This is a genomic window from Plectonema cf. radiosum LEGE 06105 (genome assembly GCF_015207665.1).
GTDB lineage: Bacteria > Cyanobacteriota > Cyanobacteriia > Cyanobacteriales > Nostocaceae > Rivularia > Rivularia radiosa_A.
Map to the genome: position 1 here is coordinate 1 of NZ_JADEWL010000100.1, position 26,177 is coordinate 26,177.

The window sequence follows — 26,177 nt, forward strand, 5'->3', positions numbered from 1 at the left end:
CCCCACTTCTCCAAAGCCCGTTTCAATGCTCCATCTGGTACCTTATCCAAAGATTGCCCTTTCTCGACTCTTTCCCAAGCTTCAAAAAACGCTTTTACTCCAGATGCAGCACCCGAAGGATGATCCATAATTCCCGTACCTGCATTCAAAATTACATTATTACCATAATCAGCTATTGCCTTGGGTACAATACCGGGATGAATCCCCGCAGAAGGAACTGGAAAAACATTGCGATCGCGCAAACTCTCTTTAATCTTCGTTTCTTCTGCTGCATCAAAGGGCAAACTACCATAATGTGCTGGATACAACACAGCGTCAGCACCTCCATGAGCCATGAAAGTTCCTAGTATCACCGAATACGCCATACCGTAGTCGGGAGCGGCACATAAGGCACCTGCGAGGGCTGGATGAGTAAAAATAGGTACATTTATATCTGCATCTGCGGCTAAAGCTTGCAATACTGAGAAACCGTAGGAAAGTACGTTAAGTAACAATGCGTTAGCACCTTCTTGGACTAATAGCCGCGCTTTTTCGATTAATTTATCTGCATTTCCCGTGACGTTGACGGCATATAATACAGTGCGTCCAGTTTCTTGCTTGACCTCATCAATTACTTGGCGACAAGCTTTGAGACGTTGTAAAGTAGGGGCTGTATCTAAATCACCAAGAATTTCATCGTCTTTGATAATATCTAGACCAGCATAGGCAACTTCTTTTAAAATACCAGCATGGTCTTGTGCTGAAAGTCCCAAAGCAGGTTTGAATATTGCCATGACTAGAGGACGGTTAAATATTTCCAATTTTTCCCTAATTCCAGAAATACCGAAGTTGGGAGACAAACCATAACTTTGAGGTAAGCGTACCGCTACAACTTTTGCAGCACCAGCCATGGAATATTTACCAAATATCATCGTTAGCAGGCTAGAAATATCATTTTCTACATTTGTCTGGGGAAATCGAACTGTAGCGATACTATAGCCCGTATTAGTTTGTGTTTCTACTCCCACTACTTCCCCTAAATATTCCCGTAACACTGCTTCTCGATGAGCAAAACGAGCATCCCAAGTACCAACAGTTTGCCCAACAGCAATCACTTTAGCTTGCTTTTCGGCATCTACACCCGGCGGAAAACGATAATCAACTTCAATCATCAGTTATCAGTTATCAGTTATCAGTTATCAGTTATCAGTTATCAGTTATCAGTTATCAGTTATCAGTTATCAGTTATCAGTTACCCATTACCCATTACCAATTCCCCATTACCCATTACCAATTACCCATTACCCATTTCAAAGCGTTTCTAAATAACTTAGTAAATCCGCCATTTCTTTAGCACTAGGCTGAAATTTGGGCATTGGTGGGGTTTCTCCACTGATTACTTGGTGAATCATTCCATAACGAGACTTACGTTTGGATACTGCTTTTAAAGAAGGACCAACACTTCCCGTTGCTTCCAAGCCATGACACCCAGCGCAGTTAATCTGAAAAATTGCGTGACCTTGGACGGGGTTTCCTTGTAAAGATAGTACATTTTGTATGTAGGGGTCAGCAGACTTTACCATATCTACAGCAAAAATGCCAGCAAGGATTGCTAGCAGAACCGCGAATGTAAACAATGCGATTCGCCCTATTAGAGTGTCCGGTTTGGTAATCTGGTTATCCAAAAGGTTTGCTGTCAAGGTCAGTTTTTACAAAAATATTTCATTTCATACACATAGCTTAAAAGTTCTTGACTATCTCCGCAAGCACCAATCGGCATTTTTTTATTCAAATCTGGCTCTAATTCTCTCTAGGAGGGCTGTTCCCCTGCTTATTTGATAAAATCAAAGACAGTAAAAGTAAACAAATTATAAAAGCGATCGCTTTTGGGGAGAATTTAATGGTTGAACCCTTACTTGATGGGATGGTCTTAGGTTTGGTTTTCGTTACTTTAGCTGGTTTGTTTTATAAAGCCTACGAACAGTACAAACGCGGTAATCAACTGGGATTGTAAGAGTTAAAGTAAATTTGGTGTGGTGATTCCATATACTGGAGACGTAGCAATGCTACGTCTCTACAACGGCTTCATGTTTAATTTACTGATAACTGTAAAAGCTTACAGTTGTGTTTCCATAGACTTTTTGACGGCAGATTTCCAACTCCGGAATTTGTGGTGGTGTCCATAATTTGGGATTATGCTCTACCGCTATTTCTCCATTGATGTCCAAAAGTCTATTTTTTGTAATAATTTGTAAAACTGGCTCGTATAAATCGCTTGCATAAGGTGGGTCAAAATAAATTCTGTCAAACTGCTGTTCGCTAAGTTTAGACAACTGCTGTAATATATCTCCTTGCAACAGTTTCCATTCTTGTTCGCAACCTGCAACAGCAGACCAATTTTGCTTGATAATAGCGCAAGCACTTCTAGATTTTTCTATCCCAACTACAAAACTAGCTCCTCGACACAAAGCTTCCGCACCCATAGAACCCGTTCCGGTGCATAAATCCAACCAGCGACAACCTGCAATTCTTCCTTGCCAAATATTAAATATTGCTTCCCTTACCCGTGCGCTTGTGGGTCTGGTTTGCTTCCCTGGTAATGTTTTTAATTGACGATTCCCGTAGATTCTTAGCAAAATGATTTTCGCGTCGTTCTTGCTAAAACGACATAACTATCCTTATCTGCCATTATTTTATAGCAGAAAACACGAATTGGATTATGACATCAAATTAGAATTGCTTGCATATGCCTTCTCAATTTAGATACCTGTCCTGCTTTTTGATTAAAAAAGGATTAAACAGCAATTTTTTCCCGCACCTGAGAAACAAAATTAGAAAGGATTTGTAGTCCGACATTAGAAGATTTTTCGGGGTGAAACTGAACTGCGGTTAAATTATCGTAAGCAATAGCGGCAGTTACAGTTTGACTTCCGTGGGTAACAGTTGCAGCATTGATTTTTTGTTCTACAGGTTCAACATAGAAAGAATGAACAAAATATACCCAAGGATGAGGAGGTAAATGCTCCCATAAAAGTGACATTGGCTGAGTTATTTCCAATTGATTCCAACCCATATGAGGAATTCTAATGTCAGACGATCTACGAAAACGCTTCACTTTTCCTTTGATAATTCCTAATCCTTTTTCACTACCTTCCTCCGATGATTCAAAAAGAATTTGCATTCCCAGACATATTCCTAAGAAAGGTTTACCATCTGCGATGATATTTTTGATTGGTTCAACCAAATCTCGCGATCGCAAATTTTGCATTGCTGGGTCGAATGCACCAACTCCAGGTAATACAATTGCCATAGCTTTTTGCAAATCTTTTGGAGAACTTGTAACTTTAGGAGTTGCACCAGCTTTTTCTAAAGCTTTACAAACTGAGTGCAAATTCCCCATGTCATAATCAACTACTGCAATTACTGCCATTAAACTACTCCTGATACATTTCTAAATGGAGGGTGTTCCTATTCTAAATAATAAATTTTATGACGCAAAGATTGCTATTAACTTACGAACAAATTTTGGCTTATCCACTACAAATCAAATTTTTCTGATGATTTACTCCTTAAAATTGCTTTACATCACAGGATGCATGGTCGTTTTTACAAAGGAAAGTCAACATACTACTTATAGATTAGCAAGTTATTAGTTTAAGGATAATTTAAAAAAACCTCTAACTTCAACTTTATGCTATTCCCTATTGCCCAAAAATGCTCTTATTATGCACCATTCATTTCAAAAATATTAGTCAGAATCACAACTGAATTTATGGTTTGCTCTGCTTTTTTCGGGTGTTCTGAGATATAAATATTGCTGAACATAATCCGATTGCGGAGGTTTTCAATAAACAAATCGCAATACCTATAGTACATTTATATTGCAAAAAACTAAATAATATAGATTTCGTAGAAACTGTATTGAATAGAACTATTGGTTTGGAATATTAAATAAATCAAGAGTGAGACAGATGATATCAAAGATGATTGAGGTGATTTATTGAGGTGATTTTATAAAAAATGATTGTATGATTCAGTTTTAGACAATCTGCTGTAACAGCTAATTACTAGTTGTGATTGTGACTTAAAAAACTGTTCGGAAGTTATTGTCAACATCTAACTAATGATTTACAGGCTGGCACTTTCATAGATATAGGTGCGTCTTTAATGAAACAAAAAACTAAGGATATATGTTCTCTTTCTTACTAAATTTTCCCATTGCTCAAACAATTCCATCTACACCAGCACCTGTAGAAGTAGTACAAGCACAACAAGTACGTTCTTTACCGGGTAAACTTGATAATATTCCGGTTTTCAATAGCAACAGCCCGGAATTAGTTCTCGAAGAAGGAATTCTGCTTTCAACTTTTCCAGCACGAGAAAAAAAAGTACCATCAGCTCACCTAAACTTTGCTTTTAAAGGACGATTTGATATATTTGCACATCATATTGCTAAAGCATCTGTGCCAGATGATTTAAGAACGCTATATTTGGGGATAATTCTACATAACCCCACTGCACAAACTGTAACGGTAGATGTATTACACGCAGCAAGTTATTTAAGTCAACCGGATGCACCATTTATTGATTTACCATCTCAAATAACCAATTATTTTGGTGAAATTTTTGCCGGACCCGGAAGTCGGGTGATGAGTGATATTCTTAGGAAACAACGTCAATCGATATTACCCGCTCAATTGATAGTTCCACCAGGGGAAAGTCGAATGCTGTTAAATACACCCATTCCTGTTAAAGAATTAGAACCACCAATTAATGGACGTTCTGCTTTGATGCGGTTGCGGAGCAATGGTAAAGTATATGCTGCTTCTTTAGCAATGTTTGCACCCACTGATGCTTTGGGAAACGAACGTGCGCCATACATAGAAGAATGGCAAAATTTACTTGATAATGGTAATTTAGCAGGACCTAGAGATAAAACACCGACTTTACCAGAAGACATCGAAAAACCAATAATTTACGGTAGAGTCTCAGGAGTTGCAAAAGGTTCTCAATGGAATTCTTTAGTTGTTGATCGCCCTAAAAAGACTTATCTGACAATTCCTCAATCGGGTGAAGCTTTTTCCTATGGTATCGCTACTTTGCATCGCGGTACTTTGGGAACCAATCAAATTCAAAGTGCGCCTATGTTGGTACGCTATCCTGATACAGCATATTACGCTCACGGTAATTATGGGATTTTGTATAGTTTGCAGTTACCTTTATTAAATAAATCTCAAGCTCCGCAAACTGTGAAAGTATCATTGCAAACACCTATTAAAGAAGATAAATTAACAAAAGATGGGTTACGCTTCTTTGACAACCCAGATCAAAGAGTTTTCTTTCGCGGTACGGTAAGAGTACGTTATACAGATGATCGAGGAATGCCCCGCACTACTTACTTGCATTTGGTACAAAATCGAGGTGAGAAAGGCGAAGCTTTGGTAATGATGAATATGAAACCAGGTAGTAAAAGACTTGTAGAAGTTGATTTATTGTATCCACCAGATGCCACACCACCCCAGGTACTTACGGTTGAAACTATGAATTGAGGGGAATAGGGAATAATAACTAATCATCTGGACTTGATATCAGAAATAGCATAATTTTTCCTAGGGTGAGAAGTCGGGTTTTTATGATGATTGTTTTATTGTTCGAGATATTTAAGCTAAAAACCCGACTTCTATCCCAGACTAATTAATTCAATTAGCCCAAATAAAGAATATACATTCCGCCAATATATAAAACAATTATGCCTAAAACATCATAAGTAAGATATAACCTTGAAGGACGTGTGGCGCGATAAATTAATCCTACAATCGCCAAAGAAGTCATCATCATTGTAATAATTGCGCTGAAAATATGGATGCTACCAATTTTTGTCCATAAATCACCTTTGATGTAAAGAATATCGTAAACTCCCAAAATTGCTATATTAAAAATATTGGAACCAAAAACGTTAGAAATTGCTAAATCCACAGCATTCAATCGTACCGCAGCAATTCCAGCCGCAACTTCGGGAAGGGATGTGGTGATTGCGAGTAACAAGGAACCAACAAAACTTTCTCCTAATCCTGTCGCTTCGACTACTCGATCTCCCAACCAAGCTAACCATACTCCAAGTATTACGATCGCAAGTGAGGATAAAGCAAATATTAAATAGGCTGTTCGCGGTTTAATATGTCCATATTGATAAACTTCACCTTCTTGTTCCAATACTTGATTGCGTCGTCTCATTTCAAACTTGGCAATCAAACGAGCGCTAATTAGATAAAGTACAATTAGCACAATACTCGGAATACCAACCCAACCCACCATCTGATCTAAGCCTTTACCCGCTAAAAATATTCCAGTAGCAGCAACACCCAACATCAAAGAACCCAAACCAGCCGCTAACCCGTGACTAATCTGTGCTTGTTGGAAAAGTGGTCCTCCTCCAGTAATAATGTCCAATATTGCCAAAATCGTTAAATTAAATAAACAGCTACCGAATATAGCTCCTGCGGCTAAATCTGGAGCATCGAGATAATTAACTGCACTTATTCCAGTAGCCAATTCTGGTAAAGAAGTACTTCCAGCTAGTAAAATAGCACCTACCCAATTACGTCCCAAACCACTCTTCTCAGCCACCATATCGGCGCTTTGCGAAAGTTTTGAACTCACTGCTATCACTAGCGCTATACATATAATAATTTGAATCCAAAGCATTTAAGACTTCCCCCAGTTATGCTGCTTGTCACATGATATGTTATTAGTTGATGATGAAATTTGTATGTATTTTCCTTCGCTATAGCTCAAAGGTCAAAGGTCAAAGGTAATCTATAACTCCTTCCCCCCATCTCCCCCTTCGGGTTGCGCCACTTCTCTCAACGGTCGTGTTCCTCCGCACGAGAGTGGCTTACCATCCCCCCATCCCCCCTAACCCCATTTCTTCACTGAATATCTTCCATATTCATCAAGCGGGGATAAGGTAAATTGTATTTTCCGAATACTCGTTTAGCTCTTGTTGTCAAGTCTGTTTTGTAAATAAATTCATCTCGTGCATCTAGGGGATAGCTTTTGAGTTTAAACAAGGTTCCCCAAGATTTTGCTTCTATAATTACCAAAATCGGCAGTTTTAAATACGTATATTTACTTGTATATGCGACTCTATACAATATTTTTTTTACTAATTCAACATCAACCTCGTGAGAAAAGTAAAACTCACTAATAACTTGAGCTTCCAACGCTCCCATGTTGGCATTAGATACAGCATTTGTCCAAATTTTGTTATGAGGTATGGTAACAATGTTATCTTCTGGCGTTTGTAACCGGATTCCTCTGAGTCCGTAACCGATTACCTCACCATAGAAATCTTCGATTTGAATGCGATCGCCAACTCGATAAGGTGCTTCAAATAAGCCAACAACTCCGGCTATGATAGAACTTACGTAGTCTTTGAATGCGAAACCTAAGGCTACTGCAACCGTACCCGTAACTGCTACTAAGTTTTGTCGGGATAAGTTTAAAAATAAGTTCATCAAAAATATAATGGTAATAGTTAAAACCATCATTCTTAGAAAAGGCAGAAATTGCTTAATTCGTAATCGCCATTCTTTGGCAACTTGCTCGGATAACCAAATAATTAATTTGTCCGCAAGCTTGATTGTCATATAGGTAATTACCAGAACAATTAACGCTTGACTAATTTTCCAAGTTGTAATTTTAGTCAGAATTTCTTTGGTTTGTTCGCCGCTTTCTTGAACTAGATTATCGCTAGATTGAGCTAAAACAAAATAGCTAAATTCAAAAATATTCAAACTAAAAGTATCAAAATTAATGGGATTCATAAATAATAAAGTTGTTGTTTGCCAATTCAGTTTTTAATTGGGGGTAATGAATCGGGTTAAGAGTTAGTATTTCATGCTTTTTTTTCACTAAACCTTGACGACGCAACATTTGTATTTGACCTTTAACGAAATTTATTTCGTCTCCTAAACTCTCGCTGAGTGCAGCCAAAGTTAAATCACCGTGTAATAATAAAGAATATAAAATATAGTGAGCATGAGCATCTAAACTTGGTAAATTAGGTAATTCTGGATTTTGAGCTTCTAGAATTACGTTATCATTTTCTTTGATTTCATAGGGTATTGACCGGAGAAAAATCTCTGTGGCTACAGTATTTAATCCTTGACTAACTGAAGCTAATTTTTCAAAATATCTACTTTGATAATTTTGATTCTCTTTAGTATTACCAAATTCTATACTAGGCTGAGCAAAAGTAATGTTAAATCCAGAAACAATTGGTTCAAACCATGCTTGTAATTGTTCTCCTGTAAGTCTGGGTAATTCTAAAGTTTCACCACAATATGCATTAAAATGAGATACGTGATTGAGGTATTCCCAACCAATTTTACCCGCACCAATTACCCAAAATCGAGAATCATCTTGAAGCAGTACATCTTGTAAATAATCAATTCCTTCCAAACCTTCGACACAGCGCAAAAAACACCAGTTTAAATTAGAAATAACCACAATTTCCGGTTGCTTCGATTCGGTTATGGCTACACCTCTACCTAATTGTTGTTGTAACTTTGTTTTAATGCTTTCAGCTTTTTCTGGTCTACCTATCCATTGTAAAGGTCGTAGTTGTATTTCCTGTTTCGATGCCCAATTTTGTAAACTTTCGGTTAAAATACGCGACACAGTAGTTACAGGAGAACTTAAAATAACTACAGAATTATCTGCCTGAAGGGGATTACTGAGCCATTTGTTTAAAGCTTCGTCTAAAGTTGACTGAATCGCTTCCACTTCTGATTTATGGCTAGGTAAATCATCTACCGCTGCAACTAATTTAGATGCTAGATTTGGCGGTAGTTCAATTAAGGATTTCTCCGGTTCTTGCGTTTCTTGTTCATCAGTCGAAAACCTAGACAGCAAAAACTTGCGATTATCAAGCAGCCAGGTTTGGAATCGATTAAAAAGTGTACCCATTCAAGCTATTTCAATCAAGGGTATGATTATGAGTATCCTATCTTACTATAAGATTGTTTTTTGCTCTAAGCTCTGCTAACCGCAACGCCTCTTTTTATCTGAGAAAGAATCACTTGCTGGACAGTTGTTATTTTAAACACTTGTCTACTTAAGTATTAAAGAACCCTGATAGCAAAGATTTTTAATAGATATCTCCGATAAAGAATGTAGAGACGCAAGGGTTCGCGTCTCTACAAGGGTTTCGGTTAACACATATTTCATTTCCACCAGATGTCTAATATACATATCAACTTTTTTGGTTTTATTTTTGGAGAATTGTGGTACTGTTTACTTGAAACATCAAGTTTTTTTGAAATGATATAAATGTTCCTGTAACTATGTCAGTAAATATCATGAAAGGCAGATTAAATAAGATAGGTCTTTTGCTGGGAGTATTGGTTTTCACGGCTAGTTGTGCAAACAACTCTAACACTAGTAGCAATTCTCCATCCCAGGAAAAAGCTGCCGAGGTTAGTAATTCACAAACAGTTGAGGCAATAAAGATTGATGGTTCGAGTACTGTATATCCAATTACAGAGGCTATAGCTAAAGATTTTAAAAGTGAGAATCAAGCGGAGATAAAGGTAGATTTTTCTGGGACTACAGGTGGTTTTGAGAAATTTTGTCGGGGAGAAACAGATATCAGTAATGCTTCCCGTCCAATTTTAAAAGAAGAATTGAAAGCCTGTACTGATAATGGTGTAGTATTTACTGAACTTCCTGTTGCTTTTGATGCTTTGACTGTAACAGTGAATCCCCAAAATAGTTGGGTCAAAGATATGACAATGGCGGAATTGAAGAAAATTTGGGAACCAGCAGCCCAAGGAAAAATTACTAACTGGAAACAGGTGCGTGCTTCTTTTCCCGATAAACCATTAAAGTTGTATGGCGCTGGGGATAAATCGGGTACTTATGACTACTTTACAGAAGCGGTAGTGGGTACATCTGGAGATACCCGTAAAGATTATACAGCGAGCGAAGATGATGATGTTCTAGTTGCTGGTGTCAGTAATGACCCTAATGCTTTGGGTTATTTTGGTTACGCATATTACGAACAAAACCAAGATAAACTAAAAGCTTTGGGAATAGATAGCGGTAAAGGAGCAGTATTACCTTCAAAAGAAACCGTTGAAAAAGCAGAATATCAACCGCTTTCTCGTCCTTTGTTTATCTATGTAAATATTAAGTCTGCTCAGAAAAAAGAAGCTTTGAGAGACTTTGTAAATTTTTATATAGAAAAAGCGCCGACAATTGTTAGTTCTGTAGGCTATGTACCTTTACCCAAAGATGCTTATTATCTAGATAGCGTTCATTTTAATAGAGCTAAAGCAGGAACAGTATTTGGGGGACAAGCCCGTTTCGATTTAACTATCGATGAACTGTTACGAAAACGAGCTGAGCTTTAAAGATAAAGAGTACTAAAAAGCAAACAAAAAATAGGGATATGAAGCCATTTCTCAAAGAAATTGTCTGCCGGGAAGCATTTGCAGAAGCAGTGGGAACGTTCATTTTAGTATTTGCTGGTACAGGGGCTGTAATGGTTAACTCTGTGAGTGGAGGTGCAGTTAGCCATATTGGTATTAGTTTTGTGTTTGGTTCCGTAGTTGCTGCAATGATTTACTGTTTGGGACATATTAGTGGCGCACACTTTAACCCAGCCGTAACCTTGGCATTTTGGACGAGTGGCTTCTTTCCTGGATATCGAGTTATTCCGTATATTCTGGCACAATCTATTGGTGCTATAACTGCTTCAGCTTTACTGCTGATTAGTTTGGGAAGAGTTGCGAATTTGGGGGCAACAATACCACTAAATAATAACTGGTTGCAATCTTTTGTATTAGAAATAATACTTACTTTTATTCTGATGATTGTAATTTTTGGCTCCGGGTTAGACCGTCGCGCCCATGTTGGTTTTGCTGGTTTAGCAATAGGCTTGACTGTAGGCTTAGAAGCGGCTTTTATGGGACCAATTACGGGTGCAAGTATGAATCCGGCTCGTTCTTTGGGTCCTGCTTTGGTGGGAGGAATTTGGCAATATCACTGGTTATATTGGATTGCACCGATTATTGGAGCGCAGTTAGCAGTAATAGTGTATTGGTATCTTTCTAACGGCTTTCGGGATATTAAGTGATTAAGACGTGTAACCAAACGGATTGACATTTTTGCAACTGCGATATTCCACAATATGAAAGTCGAAGAAATCAGCGAACTCGACCTGAGTTATACACCACCCCTTTCTAGTCCTTCGTACTCAGTACAAATGGCTGCTCAAGCTTGGGTAAAACAGCAATTTCATCGTGGTTAAAATTTCCGTTCATTAAAGATTATGACCGATTTCAATCATCCACCCAGAATATTATTTTTATACGGTTCCTTACGAGAGCGTTCCTATAGTAGGCTTGTAGCAGAAGAAGCATCTCGAATCATTCAAGGATTTGGTGCAGAAGTCAAGTTTTTTCATCCCCACGAATTACCGATTCGAGATAGTGTACCCGAGTCCCATCCCAAAGTCCAAGAATTACGGGAATTAAGTCAATGGTCTGAAGGTCAAGTTTGGTCATCTCCAGAAATGCACGGTAATATTACTGGGATTCTCAAAAACCAAATTGATTGGATTCCTTTGAGTCTCGGAGCGGTTAGACCTACTCAAGGTAGAACTTTGGCTGTAATGCAAGTCAGCGGTGGTTCTCAGTCTTTTAATGCAGTCAATTCGATGCGGATTTTAGGACGTTGGATGCGGATGTTTACAATTCCCAATCAATCTTCCGTTGCCAAGGCTTACCAAGAGTTTAACGAAGACGGAACCATGAAGGATTCCCCTTATCGCGATCGCGTAATTGATGTCATGGAAGAATTATATAAATTTACCTTGTTATTACGCTCCCAAGTAGATTATCTTACCGACCGTTACAGCGAACGTAAACAAGAAGTAATCAAAGCAGGTATTAGTGCAGATAATTGTCTGCCTAAATTTTAATAGTAAAGAGTAATCAAATTTATTAGTTTCACAATTGGAAATATCATGAAAAAAGTAATGTTTGTTTGCAAGAAAAATTCTCGCCGTTCTCAAATGGCTGAAGCCTTCACTCGTACTTTGGGAGAAGGGAAATTAGCTGTTACTAGTTCGGGTTTAGAATCGAGTTTTGTAGATCCGAAAACAGTAGAAATTATGTCAGAAATTGGCATTGATATTAGCAATCAAGAATCTAAGCCTTTAAGCGATTTTAATCCTGAAGATTATGATGTCGTGATTTCTTTATGCGGTTGTGGTGTAAATTTACCCCCAGAATGGGTGACAAGAGAGATATTTGAAGATTGGCAATTAGATGATCCAGAAGGTGGAGATATTGAGACATATCGTCGCATTCGCGAAGAAGTTAAACAACGAGTAGTCAAGTTAATTGAAACTTTGAGTTAGTTGTTGAGGAAAGAAGTCGGGTTTTTTAAAATAAATACCCCTAACAACAGACAATTATGGTAAAAACCCGACTTCTATGATTCTTGTCGTAGTTTACTTATTACCTAATTCCCAATCGGTGGTGCAAGTTCTGCGCGGGGAATTCCGCCACCACCAATATTATTTTTACTATTATTATCAACAATATATAATGCCTCAAATAGTTTCATAAAGTCATCGTAAAATTTCCCTTTTCTAGTCTCGAAGTCATACCCGTATTTGTCACGAAATTCTTTGGGAACTCCTTTTTCCACTGCAAAGTAGTGGGCATCTCCGTCGGAATCTTCTACAACGTAAGCACCGTAATTTTGCAATGCATCAAATAACTTTTTAGCTGCTGGTGTTTCTAAATTCAAACTTTTTTTGGTAATCTCTGGTGGAATGGCTAACAATGAACCTTGTACTAAAGCATGATTGCTACCACCATAACGTTCTGCTGCATAATCATCGGCACGATTTGCAGGCCAGCGATATCCGGGTATTTTATCGTCGTAAAATAAATATTTTTCCGCCCAAATTACAACTTTTAAAGCGTGACGAATCGGTTTATCGTTTATAAGTTCACCTTTACGAATCGAACCACCAATAGCAGATAACCCAGAACCGAAATGCGCTCCCCCTTCCCCTTCTCCGTAAATATCTACGTTGTCATATCGCCAACCATATACTGAACCTTGTTCCTCACAACGAGCTAAGGGTGAAAGCTGTACTAATGTTCTACCATCTGGCATTAAAAAGGCTGAAGCGTTGTTTGGTGTATGGTATGGTTCTTTGGTTGCGTCTGGAATAATCAAATCATCCGGAATCGGTAGGGAAATATCCATATCTTTTTTTCCCGTACAGCGCCCTTCTCCCCAAGCTCCTGGAGCGTAAACCCGACGATAGGGATATTTATCTTTTAGCTGGAAAAAATATTCTTCGTCTGCTGCTGCTTGTTTTGATTTATCAATATTTGCTTTGACGTAAACCGCATCGGAACCGATAGGCATATTCCAAATTGATGTCGGTAAAAAAGGCCATAAAAACTTATCCCGACTGGGGGTTTTACCAAAAGTGTTTGTACAGCTAAATACCAATGCCATATTTACACCAATCAAAAACACAACTAAAATACGCAGCCAAAAACGGCTCGTCAAAATTTGAAAGTTTTTTATTTGCATGACAAATCATTAAGAAATAATAAAATTATTTATTAGATGTAGGTTGTTATGCTACCTGTCCCAAACTAAATTTTATATAGTAATAATTAGGATTATCTATTGATAATTTCTTGGTTTTCCCCAATAAAACTAAATATAAATTATTGATTCTATGTATTTATTCACTTTGCAATTGAGGATATAAAAGGACATAATTTTTGTTGAATGAAGATAGTTTACCTAGATTTAAGTAGGTGGCAAAAATTAATCAATATCAATAAGTACATTGTAGTTAAGAATATTGTAGCAAGAGGTGGTAAACTCCCGGTAACTCTCGTTAAGCACTTTAAGGCAATATATTAGTTTCTAATTGAGACCGCTGCAATCTCAATGCTAAACATTTCCTCGCCAATCTAATTCTAATTCAATTGTTAATATTATACGTCTGATGTAACAATTAGGGCTGAATCTATTTTGCTAGGTTTATTTGTAACAAAATATACTCCCGAATCCCACCTGTATTTTTATTTATATTCCTGTTGCTTAGGGAATTAGAAACATATTATTGATTTACTTATTTAACTAAAATCCTTTCATAAGTATGATTTATTGCTTTTTTAGTAAGTATTACCAACTAAGATATGTTTTCTAATCGTTTTGTTAAGTATTTATACTTTTATGTAGTAATATAAAATAATAAAAGATAAAAAGTAACTTTTAATAAACTTTGGCTAAAAAATGCGAAGCATAACAAAAGGATTGTTTAAAAAAGTTCGTTGAACTAATGGGTGTTTTTAACTGGTTTTAAAGATTGAGTCTAATTTTAACTGTCAATAGGTAAAGAGGTAAAAAGGGAGTGAATTCACAAGCCCTCACAGAAAGTAACCGTAAGTACGACGCACATCAGATAGCGCGGTACTATAATTTGCGTCCTTGGCTGGGTTGGGGACGGGCGATCGCAATTTTTGGGAATTTTGCCTGGTTTATTCTGGGTTTAAAATGGGATGAATGGCGGGGAGTATCCGAACGCAATAAGTTGAGACGAGCTGTTCATCTACGGAAAATGCTCGTGGGTTTAGGTCCGACATTTATTAAAGTCGGTCAAGCTTTATCAACGCGACCGGATTTGATCCGCAAAGATTTCTTAGACGAACTGATCAAATTACAAGACCAATTACCACCCTTTGACAACGCTTTGGCTTTGAGACTGATTCAAAGCGAATTGGGTCATCCAATCAAAGAAATGTTTAGCGAACTTACAAGCGCTCCGGTAGCTGCTGCGAGTTTGGGTCAAGTTTACCGGGGTCGTTTGCTAACGGGTGAAGAAGTTGCGGTGAAGGTACAGCGTCCGAATTTACGTCCGATTCTTTCCCTGGACTTGTATTTGATGCGCTGGGCTGCTGGTTGGTTGGCTCCTTGGTTGCCTTTAAATTTGGGTCACGACCTGACATTAATAGTAGATGAGTTCGGCACCAAATTATTTGAGGAAATTGATTATTTAAATGAAGGTCGTAACGCAGAAAGGTTCGCAACAAACTTTCGTAACGACCCCCATGTCAAGGTTCCAGCCATTTATTGGCGTTATACTTCAACTCGCGTTTTAACTTTAGAATGGCTCAATGGGTTCAAGTTAACTGATACCACAAGTATTATTGCCGCAGGTTTAGATCCACAAGCGGTAATTGAAATCGGAGTAACTACAGGTTTACAACAGTTGTTAGAACATGGTTTCTTTCACGCTGACCCCCATCCCGGTAATTTATTCGCTATGCCAGATGGTAGGATGGGTTACATCGACTTTGGCATGATGGATCAGCTCGATGAAACTACCAAAGAAACTCTTGTAGATGCCATAGTTCATCTGATCAACAAAGATTATATTGACCTAGCCGAAGACTATGTAAAACTGGGTTTTCTCACCCCAGATGTAGATATTCGTCCGATTGTACCGGCTTTAGAATCCTTGCTGGGAGATGCAATTAATCGTAATGTTGGTGATTTTAACTTCAAAACAATCACCGATGAGTTTTCCAAACTCATGTACGACTTCCCTTTCCGAGTCCCCGCAAAATTTGCTTTAATTATTCGTTCCTTGGTGACTCAAGAAGGAATTGCCCTCTCCTTAAATCCTAATTTCAAAATTCTCGAAGTCGCTTATCCTTATGTAGCGCGACGATTGTTAATGGGTGAATCTCCTCAACTACGGCGAAGATTGCTCAACGTGCTGTTTAAAGATGGTAAATTCCAATGGGAACGATTGGAAAATATGATTGCGATCGCCCGTACTGACAACAGTTTCGACCTGTTGCCGACAGCACAAATGGGGTTACAGTATTTACTGAGCGATGAAGGTAAGTTTCTGCAACAGCAGTTGGTAATTGCACTCACCGAAGATGACCGTTTGCACGCTCAAGAGGTGCAGCGCTTATGGACTCTAGTCAAAGATGATTTAAATCCATCTCGCTTACTTGGTGCGGCGATTGGAATTTTGACTCAGTTTTCTAGAGAGAGAGTAGCAGCAATATTACCCGCATTTACGACCTCAAACTCAGTAAAGAACAGTTAGCGTTACGCTGAAGGCGTTTAGCTTCGCTAATCGCCATACAAATAACAAACCAGGAGATTTCATGTACTATTACCCCACACAACCGCCCTACTTAGTGTTAGTTATCGGATTTTTTATTGCCATAACTTCTGGTGCAGCACTAGCTGGAACTTTGAAAGTAATTACACAAACATGGCAGAAAAACGGTGCTGAAGCTAGCGCTCCTCGTTTCTCTTCCAAACAATTAGTCATACCATTTGTTGGAATTACAATAGGAATTGGTTTATTTTTGTGTTCAGGTTTAGCTATATTTGGTTTTCCAAATTGGTTAGCTTGTGCGGTAGGTTTACCAATTACCCTTCTCACCTGTATATTAACTGGATTTCAATTGGGAAGCATGATGACTTATGCTGAAAGTCGGGGATTTCAATCATTTGATTTAGATTCTTTTAATTAAAATAAGCATTTTGAAATTAAACTGTTCGTTGTTTGTAAGTTGTTTTTCACAAAAAGCGATTTATGAATGACGAATTGTTTTTTGGTGCCATGATAAATATTCTGCGTAACTTAGCCCTTACCTCCGCGCTCCTTTGCGTTTCAAATGTAAATAATGTTGTATTAACAACGCTGTAAAAAAAAAATACGTAAAAATACAGTAGTCATATCCTATACAATTTATGTAAAAATTACCTCAATTACTATAATTATTTCTGCTGATTTACTTATCGGCGGTGCAATCTATTTGAAGCAAATTGTAATATTAAAGATAATTATTAAATTATGAATTTAGCACAAAAAGATTTTTGTATTTGTACCTACGTTGCTGGTAATACATATCGTTCTCTAGCAAAAAATTTGATTGGCGACTTAGCAAAATATGCACCGGAAATTCCTTTTATGATCTATACAGATAAACCAGAAGAGTTTCAAAAATATAACAATGTTCTAGTATTTGGACATAAAAGAAAAGGAGTACTATATTACCACGAACGTAGGTTTGCGATTCAAAAAGCACTATCAATGTTTAAATCTTGTATGTATATTGATTCAGATGTGCGAATCTGCGCTCCCATACCCCAACGCGAATGGCTTCCAGGAATCACGGCTAGAAGCTGTACCAATATGATTAAGCATTTTCAAGAAAGGATAAATAAAACCAATCCACCGAGCGTCAGTGCGGTAAAGAAGTTTGAGTTTTTCCAAAAGATGGCTAAAAAGTTGGATGTAGATTTAGAAACAGAAAAAGTTACATGGATAAATGAGTTTTTATTCGTCGTAACTAGGGATTCTGGCAAAGAAACAGAGTTTCTCAAAAACTGGGAAAAAATCGCACTTTATGCAGAAGTCAACGGACTTCACAAACATCCCGCTTATGCGATGGGGTTAGCAGCAACCAAAGCTAACTTTGAAGTCAGACATGATGTCATGGAAGGAGTTGACTTTTTCGATGATCGAGTAGAAAAAATTCGGATTTCCAAAGGACAAGCAAGTTCAAAGGATAAGTTAGAATATTTTGCTGCTCAGAATAAAATCGAGAATCCCCATGACTCGATTTTGAAAAAGATAATCAAAAAAGCGAATAAGTACATTGAATATTTATATCACTCCATGCGTCTCAAAGTTACCGCGATGTTGAGTGACTATAATTTTTACTATCGATAATCTTTAATCTTTTTGATTGCTCTTATCCCTTTTCTGTCACTTTCCGGTTTTTTCTATTAATAAAAAATTTTCAAAAGATTCAATATCAATAGACATCTCCGAAAAAGAATGTAGAGACGCAAGGGTTCGCGTCTCTACAAGGTTTCTGGATGACGCATAATTAATTTCCACCAGATGCCTAATGAAAGCGGGGCAAGGAACTACTTACTCTACTCCTCATAATAACAGATCAAGGTTTTTCCCTAATTTACAAACATCCTCTTAAATCTGCATTTCATAGCAAAGATTAATTTTTGTAAATAAGCTTGTTAATAAAAAATATTATCAATAAACTAAACAATAAGTCAAAAGACACAAATATAGTAATGTTAACGAGAAGTCCGTTAACAAGCTGTGTTTGGCTAACTACAGTGATTTAGCTGTAGCGCTTGTCTGAACCGTAAAGATTGCGGTCTTTAATTTAGCTGCTTCGAGTAAATACAAGCAGTAAATTGGAGTCAGATTACTGAGTAAGTATAGCAACAAGGAGAAAGCATTAACAATGCAAACTTACGATAATCCCAAGGTTAAATATGATTGGTGGGCTGGTAATGCACGCTTCGCCAAATTATCGGGTTTATTTATCGGCGCTCATGCAGCGCAAGCAGCTTTAATTACTTTGTGGGCTGGTTCCTTCACTCTATTTGAACTATCTCGATATAACCCTGATATCCCAATGGGTGAACAAGGATTGATTTTATTACCTCATTTAGCGACTTTGGGATTTGGTGTCGGAGATGGTGGAATTGTAGTTGATACATATGCTTATTTTGCGATTGGAGCTATACATTTAATCTCCTCTGCTGTCTTAGGTGCAGGTGCGCTGTTTCACACCTTCAAAGGTCCAAGAAACTTGAAAGATGCCACTGGACAAGCTCGTAAGTTTCACTTTGAATGGGATGATCCCAAACAACTGGGGATTATTTTGGGACATCACTTGTTGTTCTTAGGAGCAGGAGCCTTGTTATTGGTAGCTAAGGCAATGTATTTTGGTGGACTCTATGATGCTGCATCTGAGACTGTCCGCACAGTTACTAATCCGACTCTGAATCCACTAGTTATATATGGTTATCAATTTCATTTTGCAAGTGTAGATAATCTCGAAGACTTAGTAGGAGGACATATCTATGTAGGCGTAATGTTGATTGGTGGCGGAGTGTGGCATATTATCCAAGAACCTTTACCTTGGGCGAAAAGGTTGTTAATCTTCTCTGGTGAAGCAATTCTTTCTTACTCTTTGGGAGGAATAGCCTTAGCTGGATTTGTCGCATCTTACTATTGTGCAGTTAATACTTTAGCTTATCCTGTTGAGTTTTACGGTCCGGTTCTAGAACTCAAATTTGGCATTTGTCCTTATTTTGCTGACACTGTAGATTTACCATTAGGCGCTCATACAGCTAGAGCATGGTTAGCAAACACTCATTTCTTCCTGGCTTTCTTCTTTTTGCAAGGACATCTTTGGCACGCGCTACGAGCTATTGGTGTTGACTTCAAACAGTTTGGTAAGGCATTGGATTCTGTAGCTACTGCGGGTAGTCAATCATAATTTTCTAGAGACGTTGCTCTATACAGCGTCTCTAAATTTCTAAATTGAAATTTTGCAAAAGGTAAAGATTGTGGCTGTCTCAACAGATAAAACTTTCGCATCAGGTACAGATTCACCCTGGTTAATCGGTAATGCTCGTTTAACCGATTTATCCGGTCAATTATTAGGCGCTCATATTGCTCATGCAGGTTTAATTATGTTTTGGGCGGGAAGTATTACCATAATTGAGGTATTACGCTTTGTCCCGGAAGTACCAATGTATCAGCAGGTGATGACTCTACTACCACATCTAGCAACCTTGGGCTGGGGTATTGGTGCTAATGGTCAAGTAGTTGATACTTATCCCTATTTCGTTATTGGTATTCTGCATTTAATCGCTTCAGCAGTTTTAGGCGCAGGTGGACTTTTTCATGTATTTCGCGGTCCGGCTGTTTTGTATAGTCCTGGTGGAATTGTAGCGAAGTTTCACTATGAATGGAATGACCCAAGACAGTTAGGTTTTATTTTGGGCAATCATTTGATTGTTCTCGGTTTCGGGGCATTTCTTTTAGTATTAAAGGCGATGTTTTTTGGCGGAATTTATGATAGTAATATCGGTGAAGTCCGATTAATTAGTAACCCAACTCTCGACCCAAGTATTATCTTTGGTTACTTAGTCGGTTTAAAACATGGCAGTTGGACTCTTTTAGGAATGGCAAGCGTTGACAATCTAGAAGATGTCATCGGCGGTCATATTTGGGTCGGATTAATGTTGATTTTCGGTGGAATTTGGCATATTTTAATCCCACCGTTCAGATGGGTAAGACGAATTTTCCCAATTGAAAATGGTGAGGAAATTCTTTCCTATAGTCTACTTGGTTTAGCTTTGATGGCTTTTATTTCTATTCCATTTGTGGCTTACAACCAAGTGGTATTTCCTAGCGAGTTTTATGGTTATGACCGCTTGGGAACAGCTAATGTACAGCTTTTTCTGGGAATTATCGCTTTTTGTGGTTATATTTGGCATTCTTGGCGTTCCCGTCAAATAAACCTTTAATTATCCATAGTTTTTGATTCTTCTGATTTGACAGAGCCTACGTTCCTCAAATGCCTGTAGCTTACAAACTTAATCTGCGGGCATTTTTTTAGGAAATTATCTTGAGGATAAATTATGCTATCTACACTTTTTTGTGCTTTCTGTGCTTGGACAATAGTCATTTTATCTATTGTTAGTTTTTGGTTGATGCTAAGTAAAGGAACAAATCAGTTGAAAAAGCTGCATGATATTCCTTGTTCTGGATGTGATTTTTTTACTAATGACTACCGTTTGAAATGTACGATTCATCCTTGTAAAGCTTGTTCGGAAGAAGCTATTGGTTGCATTGATTTTGAAGCGAAAACTACTAATTGTAATGCTTCTCAAAAAGGTAAACGCAAGTTGTATTAAGTTTATTGGTAGGTAAATAAGTTGACGATACCCTGAACAAAATGAATACCATAAAACTTTCTCTCTCCGTAACTTGTCTACAAACAACTAATATCTTTACAAAACTTCACAAAATAAGTGCTAAAAATTTTCCAAATCTTGATATGCTAAAAAAAAGTTATTGAGATAAATATGCATTAAGTATGATATTTGAAAATTATCTTTGTCTTTACAGGGTAGGAGGATATATTTTCGTACAATCAATGAATAACCCTGTATACTATGGAGTGGTTGATTTTCCGCTTGATGTTGTATTATCTCAAAGGTGAGTGCATCTAATAATAAATAGTTGCAAAAAGTTGATTTTTCTTAGCTAATTAATTGTCAATAGCGAGTAGTCTCAAAATGTCAAAACCAATTGGTCTTTTTTACGGTACTACAACTGGTAAAACCGAATCCGCAGCAGAAACGATTCGTGATACTTTAGGTGGGGATATCACCATGCATGACATCGCAGATGCAGAAGCGGGTGATTTTGAACAGTATGAATGTCTGATTATCGGCTGTCCGACTTGGAATATAGGCGAACTCCAAAGTGATTGGGAAGGCTTTTTTGAAGAACTTGACGAGATTGATTTTAGTGGCAAAACGGTTGCTTATTTTGGTACTGGAGACCAAATTGGATATGGAGATAACTTCCAGGATGCGATGGGAATTTTAGAAGAAAAGATTTCTCAAAGAGGTGGAAAAACCGTTGCTTACACCACAACGGATGGCTATGATTTTAACGAATCTAAAGCTTTGAGAGATGGGAAATTCTGTGGACTTGCTCTTGATGATGATAATCAATCAGATTTAACCGACGCAAGAATCAAGGCTTGGACTGCTCAAGTTAAGTCAGCTTTCGGATTGTAAAGAAAGAGAGCAGGGAGTAGGGAATAGGGAGTAATAACTATAAATGTACTATTTGATTTTTGGTTATGAACGGTTGTACATAACCGACTTACCAGAAAATCCAAAATCCAAAATCCAAAATCTAAAATCTAAAATCGAATGACTGTAACAACTCTATCCAATCGAAGATATAGCTTTACTGATGTTGACTGGTATCGTGGTAATGCTCGGTTGCTGAATTTATCCGGTAAATTACTAGGCGCTCATGTTGCTCATGCCGGTTTGATAGTATTCTGGGCTGGTGCAATGACATTGTTTGAATTGTCACACTTTAATCCAGCTTTACCAATGTACGAACAAGGTTTAATTTTACTTCCACATTTAGCAAGCCTGGGTTTAGGTGTGGGTAGTGGAGGTGCAGTAAATGATATTGAACCCTATTACATAATTGGGATACTGCACTTAATTTCTTCAGCAGTTTTAGGAGCAGGTGGTATATTTCACTCATTGCGAGGACCGAGTATATTACCAGAAAACTCGACCTTTGCAGGCTTTTTTGGCTACGATTGGAAAGATAAAAATAAGATGACGAGTATTTTAGGAATTCATCTGATTCTTTTGGGTGTCGGAGCTTGGTTATTAGTAGCCAAAGCAATGTTATGGGGTGGACTATTCGATCCGAATCTGGGAATCGGTGGAGACGTGCGAGTAATTAGCAATCCGACACTCAACCCATTGAGAATTTTTAGTTACTTATTTCCCGTTCATGGCGCTACAGGTATGGCTGCTGTAGACAACTTAGAAGATGTAGTTGGCGGTCATATTTGGGTTGGTTTAATGTGCATTGGTGGTGGTATTTGGCACATCATCAGCAAGCCATTTGTTTGGACAGAGAAAGTTTTAGTTTGGTCTGGAGAGGCTTATTTATCCTATAGTTTAGGTGCCATAGCATATATGGGCTTTTTAGCTGCAACTTTTGCTTTTTTTAATGACACCGTTTATCCCGAAGTCTTTTACGGTCCGGCAAGGATGATAGAATCTTCTCCAGATGTAGTTTCATCTCGCGGATGGTTGGTAAGTTTTCATATTGTCCTTGCAACCTTATTTCTCTGCGGACACATATGGCACGCTAGCCGCGCTCGTTTAACCGAAGCCGGATTTGACTTTAAAAACAACGATATGGTCAATCCTCCGACGATTGCTGGTTAAGTTTCTGCAAAAAGCTTTTCCTTAAAATCATCACAATTGCGATCGCGTAGCGACTCCGCAGGAGTATCGCGTTTCAGTAAAAGCGTAGTACTTTGTCCCATTAGTTTTGATTGGTTTTGTTTGTCTACCGACGTAATGTAGAGACGTTATATATAACGTCTCTACAAAATTTCTGGTAAAATCCGACTACTAGTAAGGTTATATTAATTAAGCCATCAGAATTAATGGGACAGACCAGTAGTCAGGGATTAACTAAATCGCCCCCTCGTCTCCCACTGAATTCGGTACTCCGTTGGGAGTGGTGAGATATAGGGCTACGACGATTGTATCTCATTCCAAAGAATACCGTAACGCCGATAAATTTGCGTTGCTGAATCCGGCTATGAATTGAGATTTAGAGACGTTACAGTGTAACGTCTCTACAGAGGTTTCGGTTATTCATAAATAGGACTTACGTAACTGGCACATTTTTTTTTGCAACGGGTGTGTGACACTTCGAGTGATTTTGAACGAAACAATCAAGTTTGTGGTGTCACGCACCACCCGTGTATTGTGACAATTGCGGCTATTCCTGATAAAATTTGATATGACCTTGCACTCACGCTTCGCTAACATACTTATGAAGGGCAAGACGATCGCAAACCGCCAATCCCCATTTGTCGGGTTTCTTTGAGAAAATACTCCTCATCAACCAAAATCGTCATAGAAACCCGACTTCCCACCCCAAGCAGAAAATCCGCTTTAACTCATAATTTGGCATACTAGGTACTGAATAACCAGAATATCAATATCTGGAAAACTAGGCTATATAAATTTGATAATTATAGAACTTACGCAATACGTGAGTGAAAAAGTCATTCTTGCCTAGGGGTAATTCATCAATTACCACTACTTTTATTGGGTTTATGTAAGTCCTAAATTAATAATTGATAAAATAACTATATGAATAAAATAGATTATCTGCGTATCAGTCTCATCGACCGTTGTAACTTTCGTTGTCATTATTGCGTACCACAAGGCGCAGAACTTGATTATATTTTACAACAGGAATTACTGAGTTACGAAGAGTTATTAACTCTACTCAAAGAAGTATTTATTCCTTTAGGATTTACTAAATTTCGTTTGACTGGAGGGGAACCATTATTACGTCCGGAAATAGTTGATTTTGTTCGAGAAATTGCAGCATTGCCTCAATGTGATGATTTGTCGATGACAACCAATGGATTTTTGTTAGAAAAGCTAGCAAAACCGCTTTTTGGTGCTGGTTTACGACGGATTAATATTAGTTTTGATTCCCTGAATCCAGAAATTTTTGACAAAATGATTGGTAATAGGGGAAAATCTCGCTGGCAGCAAACTTGGCAAGGAATTCAAACAGCTTATGAGGTTGGTTTCAATCCTTTAAAATTAAATGTAGTAATTATTAAAGGCATAAATGATTCAGAAGTTATTGATTTAGCTGCTTTAACTATTAATCATAATTGGCACGTTCGTTTTATTGAATTTATGCCAATTGGTAATGATAAATTATTTGATGAAAGTACTTGGGTTCCTTCATGCCAATTACGTCAATCTATTTCCCAAAAATTTGGCTTAATTGAGTCAAATATCAAAGGAAATGGTCCAGCAGATGTTTTTCAAATTCCCGGTGCAAAAGGTACTTTAGGATTTATCTCGCAAATGTCAGAATGTTTTTGCGATAAATGTAACCGCATTCGTTTATCTGCTGATGGTTGGTTACGTCCTTGTTTGTTAAATGAAACTGGTCAAATTAATTTAAAAAATGCTTTACGAAATGGAGTTGATTGTGAACAATTAAAAGAACAAGTGAGAAATTTACTATTTCTTAAAGACGAAATTAATTTTAAAGAACGAGATAAAGGAACAGTGGATACTTATACTCGCACTATGTCACAAATTGGAGGTTGATCAAAAGAATAGGGTGCAGAAGTCGGGTTTTTAATATAACTACTCCCTTTAAAAAAAACCGCAGAGACGCAGAGGACACAGAGGAAAGAGATAAGGAGAGATGGGTAATTTTAGACTGGTATAGGAGTATCTGTAACTCACTTACAAGTTTTTAAAAACCCGAATTCTCACCCCAGAAAGCCTTATCTCTACTTACTCAGTAAAAATTTTTATGGCATTATCTATTATTGATATTTTTACAGGTGTTCCTACGGGTAATGCAGTATCGACTATTGTTCTTGCATGAATTTCTTTACCAGAAGCAGTTTCTAAACAATAGCGGTATTCTCTTCCTAAAAATCGCCGTTTGGTAATTTTTACCCGACTATTAGTATCTGGTTGCAAAATTAAATCTTCTTGACGAATCATTATTTCCGCTTCATCGCGATCGCGATTATCTTTGATTTCAAAATCACCAATTTCTGTTTCCCAAATATTACCTTGACGACGAGCCGGTAAAAAGTTGGCTTGAGTCACAAATTCTGCTACAAATCTTGATGCAGGATAACTGTAAATTTGTTCTGGGGTCCCAATTTGTTCTAAGCATCCTTGACGCATCACCCCGACTACATCAGCAATTGCGAGGGCTTCTTCTTGGTCGTGAGTAATAAAAATTGCCGAAGTCCCAGCAATTTTAAGGATATCTCGGATTTCTTCTCGTAATTGTAATCTTACTTGGATATCCAAATTAGACAATGGTTCGTCTAAAAGCATTAGTTTTGGTTCGGGTGCTAAAGCACGAGCTAAAGCAACTCGTTGCTGCTGCCCTCCGGAAAGTTCGTAAGGATAACGTTTCTCTAAAGTGTTGAGTCTTACTAAGTTTAAAATTTGTGAAACTCTTTGTTTTGTTTGACGTTGATCTGAATTTTTTAATCCAAAAGCAACATTTTCTGCGACTGTTAGATGGGGAAAAAGAGCATAATCTTGAAACACAATGCCAATATCGCGTTTTTCTGGAGGTATCCAAGTATCAGGACAACAAACTTTATCTTTGCCAATTTTAACTTCTCCCGTTTGCGGATATTCAAAACCGCCAATTATTCTCAATAGAGTTGTTTTACCGCAACCCGATGGACCCAACAAAGCTAAAATATCTCCTTCTTGCAATGTCAAGGAAACATTATTAACCGCAGGAATCTGACTTTCTGCAAATAATTTAGTTATATTTTGTAAGCCGAGAATTTCTGTTTTCATAGTGATTTATAGCAAGATTTTTATTACTGTAGTTCAAATAATTTTCTTTATTTAGATAGCAGAAGTAACTTGCTCCCCAATATCTAAATTTCATACTTGATGGAGAGATAGAAGGGGATGGGGTGATGGGG

The 26,177-nt window shown here is 37.7% G+C and carries 24 protein-coding genes; 15 read left to right on the forward strand and 9 right to left on the reverse strand.

Annotated features, from left to right (window positions below):
* Positions 1–1,151: RuBisCO large subunit C-terminal-like domain-containing protein (locus tag IQ247_RS22825; RefSeq protein WP_322745555.1), on the reverse strand; the 1,151-nt coding region annotated here is incomplete at its 3' end.
* Positions 1,152–1,289: 138 nt separating this feature from the next.
* Positions 1,290–1,616, reverse strand: a complete 327-nt coding sequence (locus IQ247_RS22830) for a c-type cytochrome (RefSeq protein WP_322745556.1) — start codon at positions 1,614–1,616, stop codon at positions 1,290–1,292.
* 263 nt (positions 1,617–1,879) lie between these two features.
* Here IQ247_RS22830 and petG point away from each other — a divergent pair, with 263 nt between their 5' ends.
* Complete coding sequence (gene petG / locus IQ247_RS22835; protein WP_193923514.1) at positions 1,880–1,993, forward strand: cytochrome b6-f complex subunit V; 114 nt, start codon at positions 1,880–1,882, stop codon at positions 1,991–1,993.
* An 82-nt stretch (positions 1,994–2,075) separates the two neighbouring features.
* On the opposite strand, the gene rsmD is transcribed toward petG, so the two are convergent.
* The gene (rsmD, locus tag IQ247_RS22840) at positions 2,076–2,618 is read right to left on the reverse strand and encodes a 16S rRNA (guanine(966)-N(2))-methyltransferase RsmD (protein ID WP_193923550.1); all 543 of its coding nucleotides are present in this window, start codon (positions 2,616–2,618) and stop codon (positions 2,076–2,078) included.
* Positions 2,619–2,773: 155 nt separating this feature from the next.
* Complete coding sequence (hisH, locus tag IQ247_RS22845; RefSeq protein WP_193923515.1) at positions 2,774–3,409, reverse strand: imidazole glycerol phosphate synthase subunit HisH; 636 nt, start codon at positions 3,407–3,409, stop codon at positions 2,774–2,776.
* A 760-nt stretch (positions 3,410–4,169) separates the two neighbouring features.
* On the opposite strand from hisH, the gene IQ247_RS22850 reads away from it, so the two are divergent.
* Positions 4,170–5,528, forward strand: a complete 1,359-nt coding sequence (locus IQ247_RS22850; RefSeq protein WP_193923517.1) for a DUF3370 domain-containing protein — start codon at positions 4,170–4,172, stop codon at positions 5,526–5,528.
* A gap of 154 nt (positions 5,529–5,682) precedes the next feature.
* Here IQ247_RS22850 and IQ247_RS22855 read toward each other — a convergent pair whose 3' ends face one another.
* The 3 genes from IQ247_RS22855 to IQ247_RS22865 form a co-directional block, all read right to left on the reverse strand.
* Positions 5,683–6,684 (reverse strand): sodium:calcium antiporter, encoded by a 1,002-nt coding sequence (locus tag IQ247_RS22855; protein WP_193923519.1) that lies wholly within the window; start codon positions 6,682–6,684, stop codon positions 5,683–5,685.
* A gap of 224 nt (positions 6,685–6,908) precedes the next feature.
* A complete protein-coding gene (locus IQ247_RS22860) occupies positions 6,909–7,805 on the reverse strand; it encodes a mechanosensitive ion channel family protein (protein ID WP_193923521.1) in 897 nt (298 codons plus the stop codon).
* Positions 7,792–8,949 (reverse strand): ArsR family transcriptional regulator, encoded by a 1,158-nt coding sequence (locus IQ247_RS22865; protein ID WP_193923522.1) that lies wholly within the window; start codon positions 8,947–8,949, stop codon positions 7,792–7,794. Before IQ247_RS22865 ends, IQ247_RS22860 begins: the two co-directional genes overlap by 14 nt.
* Positions 8,950–9,341: 392 nt before the next feature.
* Between IQ247_RS22865 and IQ247_RS22870 the strand changes: the two genes are divergently transcribed.
* The 4 genes from IQ247_RS22870 (at position 9,342) to arsC (ending at position 12,406) form a co-directional block, all read left to right on the forward strand.
* The gene (locus IQ247_RS22870) at positions 9,342–10,394 is read left to right on the forward strand and encodes a PstS family phosphate ABC transporter substrate-binding protein (protein ID WP_193923551.1); all 1,053 of its coding nucleotides are present in this window, start codon (positions 9,342–9,344) and stop codon (positions 10,392–10,394) included.
* 38 nt (positions 10,395–10,432) lie between these two features.
* Entirely contained in the window at positions 10,433–11,119 is a 687-nt protein-coding gene (locus IQ247_RS22875; RefSeq protein ID WP_193923523.1) for an MIP/aquaporin family protein, read from the forward strand.
* 192 nt (positions 11,120–11,311) lie between these two features.
* Positions 11,312–11,965, forward strand: coding sequence for an arsenical resistance protein ArsH (gene arsH, locus IQ247_RS22885; RefSeq protein ID WP_322745557.1), 654 nt, complete (start codon positions 11,312–11,314; stop codon positions 11,963–11,965).
* Positions 11,966–12,010: 45 nt separating this feature from the next.
* Positions 12,011–12,406, forward strand: a complete 396-nt coding sequence (gene arsC / locus IQ247_RS22890) for an arsenate reductase, glutathione/glutaredoxin type (RefSeq protein ID WP_193923526.1) — start codon at positions 12,011–12,013, stop codon at positions 12,404–12,406.
* 104 nt (positions 12,407–12,510) lie between these two features.
* On the opposite strand, the gene IQ247_RS22895 is transcribed toward arsC, so the two are convergent.
* Positions 12,511–13,605 carry a hypothetical protein gene (locus tag IQ247_RS22895; protein WP_193923528.1) on the reverse strand — a complete coding sequence of 365 codons (1,095 nt, stop codon included), beginning with the start codon at positions 13,603–13,605 and terminating at the stop codon, positions 12,511–12,513.
* Positions 13,606–14,440: 835 nt separating this feature from the next.
* Here IQ247_RS22895 and IQ247_RS22900 point away from each other — a divergent pair.
* The 9 genes from IQ247_RS22900 (at position 14,441) to moaA (ending at position 24,813) form a co-directional block, all read left to right on the forward strand.
* On the forward strand, positions 14,441–16,150 hold the full coding sequence (locus IQ247_RS22900) for an ABC1 kinase family protein (RefSeq protein ID WP_193923530.1): 1,710 nt from the start codon (positions 14,441–14,443) through the stop codon (positions 16,148–16,150).
* Between the two features lie 61 nt (positions 16,151–16,211).
* Positions 16,212–16,586: a hypothetical protein gene (locus IQ247_RS22905; RefSeq protein ID WP_193923531.1), complete on the forward strand. Its 375-nt coding sequence runs from the start codon at positions 16,212–16,214 to the stop codon at positions 16,584–16,586.
* Positions 16,587–16,909: 323 nt separating this feature from the next.
* Complete coding sequence (locus IQ247_RS22910; RefSeq protein ID WP_193923533.1) at positions 16,910–17,791, forward strand: hypothetical protein; 882 nt, start codon at positions 16,910–16,912, stop codon at positions 17,789–17,791.
* A 541-nt stretch (positions 17,792–18,332) separates the two neighbouring features.
* A complete protein-coding gene (locus IQ247_RS22915) occupies positions 18,333–19,376 on the forward strand; it encodes a chlorophyll a/b binding light-harvesting protein (protein WP_193923534.1) in 1,044 nt (347 codons plus the stop codon).
* 70 nt (positions 19,377–19,446) lie between these two features.
* Positions 19,447–20,412 (forward strand): chlorophyll a/b binding light-harvesting protein, encoded by a 966-nt coding sequence (locus IQ247_RS22920; protein WP_193923536.1) that lies wholly within the window; start codon positions 19,447–19,449, stop codon positions 20,410–20,412.
* A 114-nt stretch (positions 20,413–20,526) separates the two neighbouring features.
* Positions 20,527–20,802: a hypothetical protein gene (locus tag IQ247_RS22925; RefSeq protein WP_193923538.1), complete on the forward strand. Its 276-nt coding sequence runs from the start codon at positions 20,527–20,529 to the stop codon at positions 20,800–20,802.
* Between the two features lie 384 nt (positions 20,803–21,186).
* The gene (gene fldA / locus IQ247_RS22930; RefSeq protein WP_193923540.1) at positions 21,187–21,696 is read left to right on the forward strand and encodes a flavodoxin FldA; all 510 of its coding nucleotides are present in this window, start codon (positions 21,187–21,189) and stop codon (positions 21,694–21,696) included.
* A 138-nt stretch (positions 21,697–21,834) separates the two neighbouring features.
* Entirely contained in the window at positions 21,835–22,884 is a 1,050-nt protein-coding gene (locus IQ247_RS22935; RefSeq protein WP_193923542.1) for a chlorophyll a/b binding light-harvesting protein, read from the forward strand.
* A gap of 942 nt (positions 22,885–23,826) precedes the next feature.
* Complete coding sequence (gene moaA / locus IQ247_RS22940; protein ID WP_193923544.1) at positions 23,827–24,813, forward strand: GTP 3',8-cyclase MoaA; 987 nt, start codon at positions 23,827–23,829, stop codon at positions 24,811–24,813.
* A 192-nt stretch (positions 24,814–25,005) separates the two neighbouring features.
* Here moaA and IQ247_RS22945 read toward each other — a convergent pair whose 3' ends face one another.
* Positions 25,006–26,046: an ABC transporter ATP-binding protein gene (locus IQ247_RS22945; protein ID WP_193923546.1), complete on the reverse strand. Its 1,041-nt coding sequence runs from the start codon at positions 26,044–26,046 to the stop codon at positions 25,006–25,008.
* Between the last annotated feature and the right edge of the window lie 131 nt (positions 26,047–26,177).

Bases quoted from the DNA above. Each gene is read 5' to 3' on its own strand.
- hisH (WP_193923515.1), bottom strand. From the start codon at position 3,409: ATGGCAGTAATTGCAGTAGTTGATTATGACATGGGGAATTTGCACTCA.
- IQ247_RS22945 (WP_193923546.1), bottom strand. From the start codon at position 26,046: ATGAAAACAGAAATTCTCGGCTTACAAAATATAACTAAATTATTTGCA.
- IQ247_RS22875 (WP_193923523.1), top strand. From the start codon at position 10,433: ATGAAGCCATTTCTCAAAGAAATTGTCTGCCGGGAAGCATTTGCAGAA.
- IQ247_RS22935 (WP_193923542.1), top strand. From the start codon at position 21,835: ATGACTGTAACAACTCTATCCAATCGAAGATATAGCTTTACTGATGTT.
- IQ247_RS22925 (WP_193923538.1), top strand. From the start codon at position 20,527: ATGCTATCTACACTTTTTTGTGCTTTCTGTGCTTGGACAATAGTCATT.
- IQ247_RS22855 (WP_193923519.1), bottom strand. From the start codon at position 6,684: ATGCTTTGGATTCAAATTATTATATGTATAGCGCTAGTGATAGCAGTG.
- petG (WP_193923514.1), top strand. From the start codon at position 1,880: ATGGTTGAACCCTTACTTGATGGGATGGTCTTAGGTTTGGTTTTCGTT.
- IQ247_RS22910 (WP_193923533.1), top strand. From the start codon at position 16,910: ATGAATTTAGCACAAAAAGATTTTTGTATTTGTACCTACGTTGCTGGT.
- moaA (WP_193923544.1), top strand. From the start codon at position 23,827: ATGAATAAAATAGATTATCTGCGTATCAGTCTCATCGACCGTTGTAAC.
- IQ247_RS22860 (WP_193923521.1), bottom strand. From the start codon at position 7,805: ATGAATCCCATTAATTTTGATACTTTTAGTTTGAATATTTTTGAATTT.
- fldA (WP_193923540.1), top strand. From the start codon at position 21,187: ATGTCAAAACCAATTGGTCTTTTTTACGGTACTACAACTGGTAAAACC.
- IQ247_RS22870 (WP_193923551.1), top strand. From the start codon at position 9,342: ATGAAAGGCAGATTAAATAAGATAGGTCTTTTGCTGGGAGTATTGGTT.
- IQ247_RS22865 (WP_193923522.1), bottom strand. From the start codon at position 8,949: ATGGGTACACTTTTTAATCGATTCCAAACCTGGCTGCTTGATAATCGC.
- IQ247_RS22895 (WP_193923528.1), bottom strand. From the start codon at position 13,605: ATGCAAATAAAAAACTTTCAAATTTTGACGAGCCGTTTTTGGCTGCGT.
- IQ247_RS22915 (WP_193923534.1), top strand. From the start codon at position 18,333: ATGCAAACTTACGATAATCCCAAGGTTAAATATGATTGGTGGGCTGGT.
- arsC (WP_193923526.1), top strand. From the start codon at position 12,011: ATGAAAAAAGTAATGTTTGTTTGCAAGAAAAATTCTCGCCGTTCTCAA.
- IQ247_RS22850 (WP_193923517.1), top strand. From the start codon at position 4,170: ATGTTCTCTTTCTTACTAAATTTTCCCATTGCTCAAACAATTCCATCT.
- IQ247_RS22905 (WP_193923531.1), top strand. From the start codon at position 16,212: ATGTACTATTACCCCACACAACCGCCCTACTTAGTGTTAGTTATCGGA.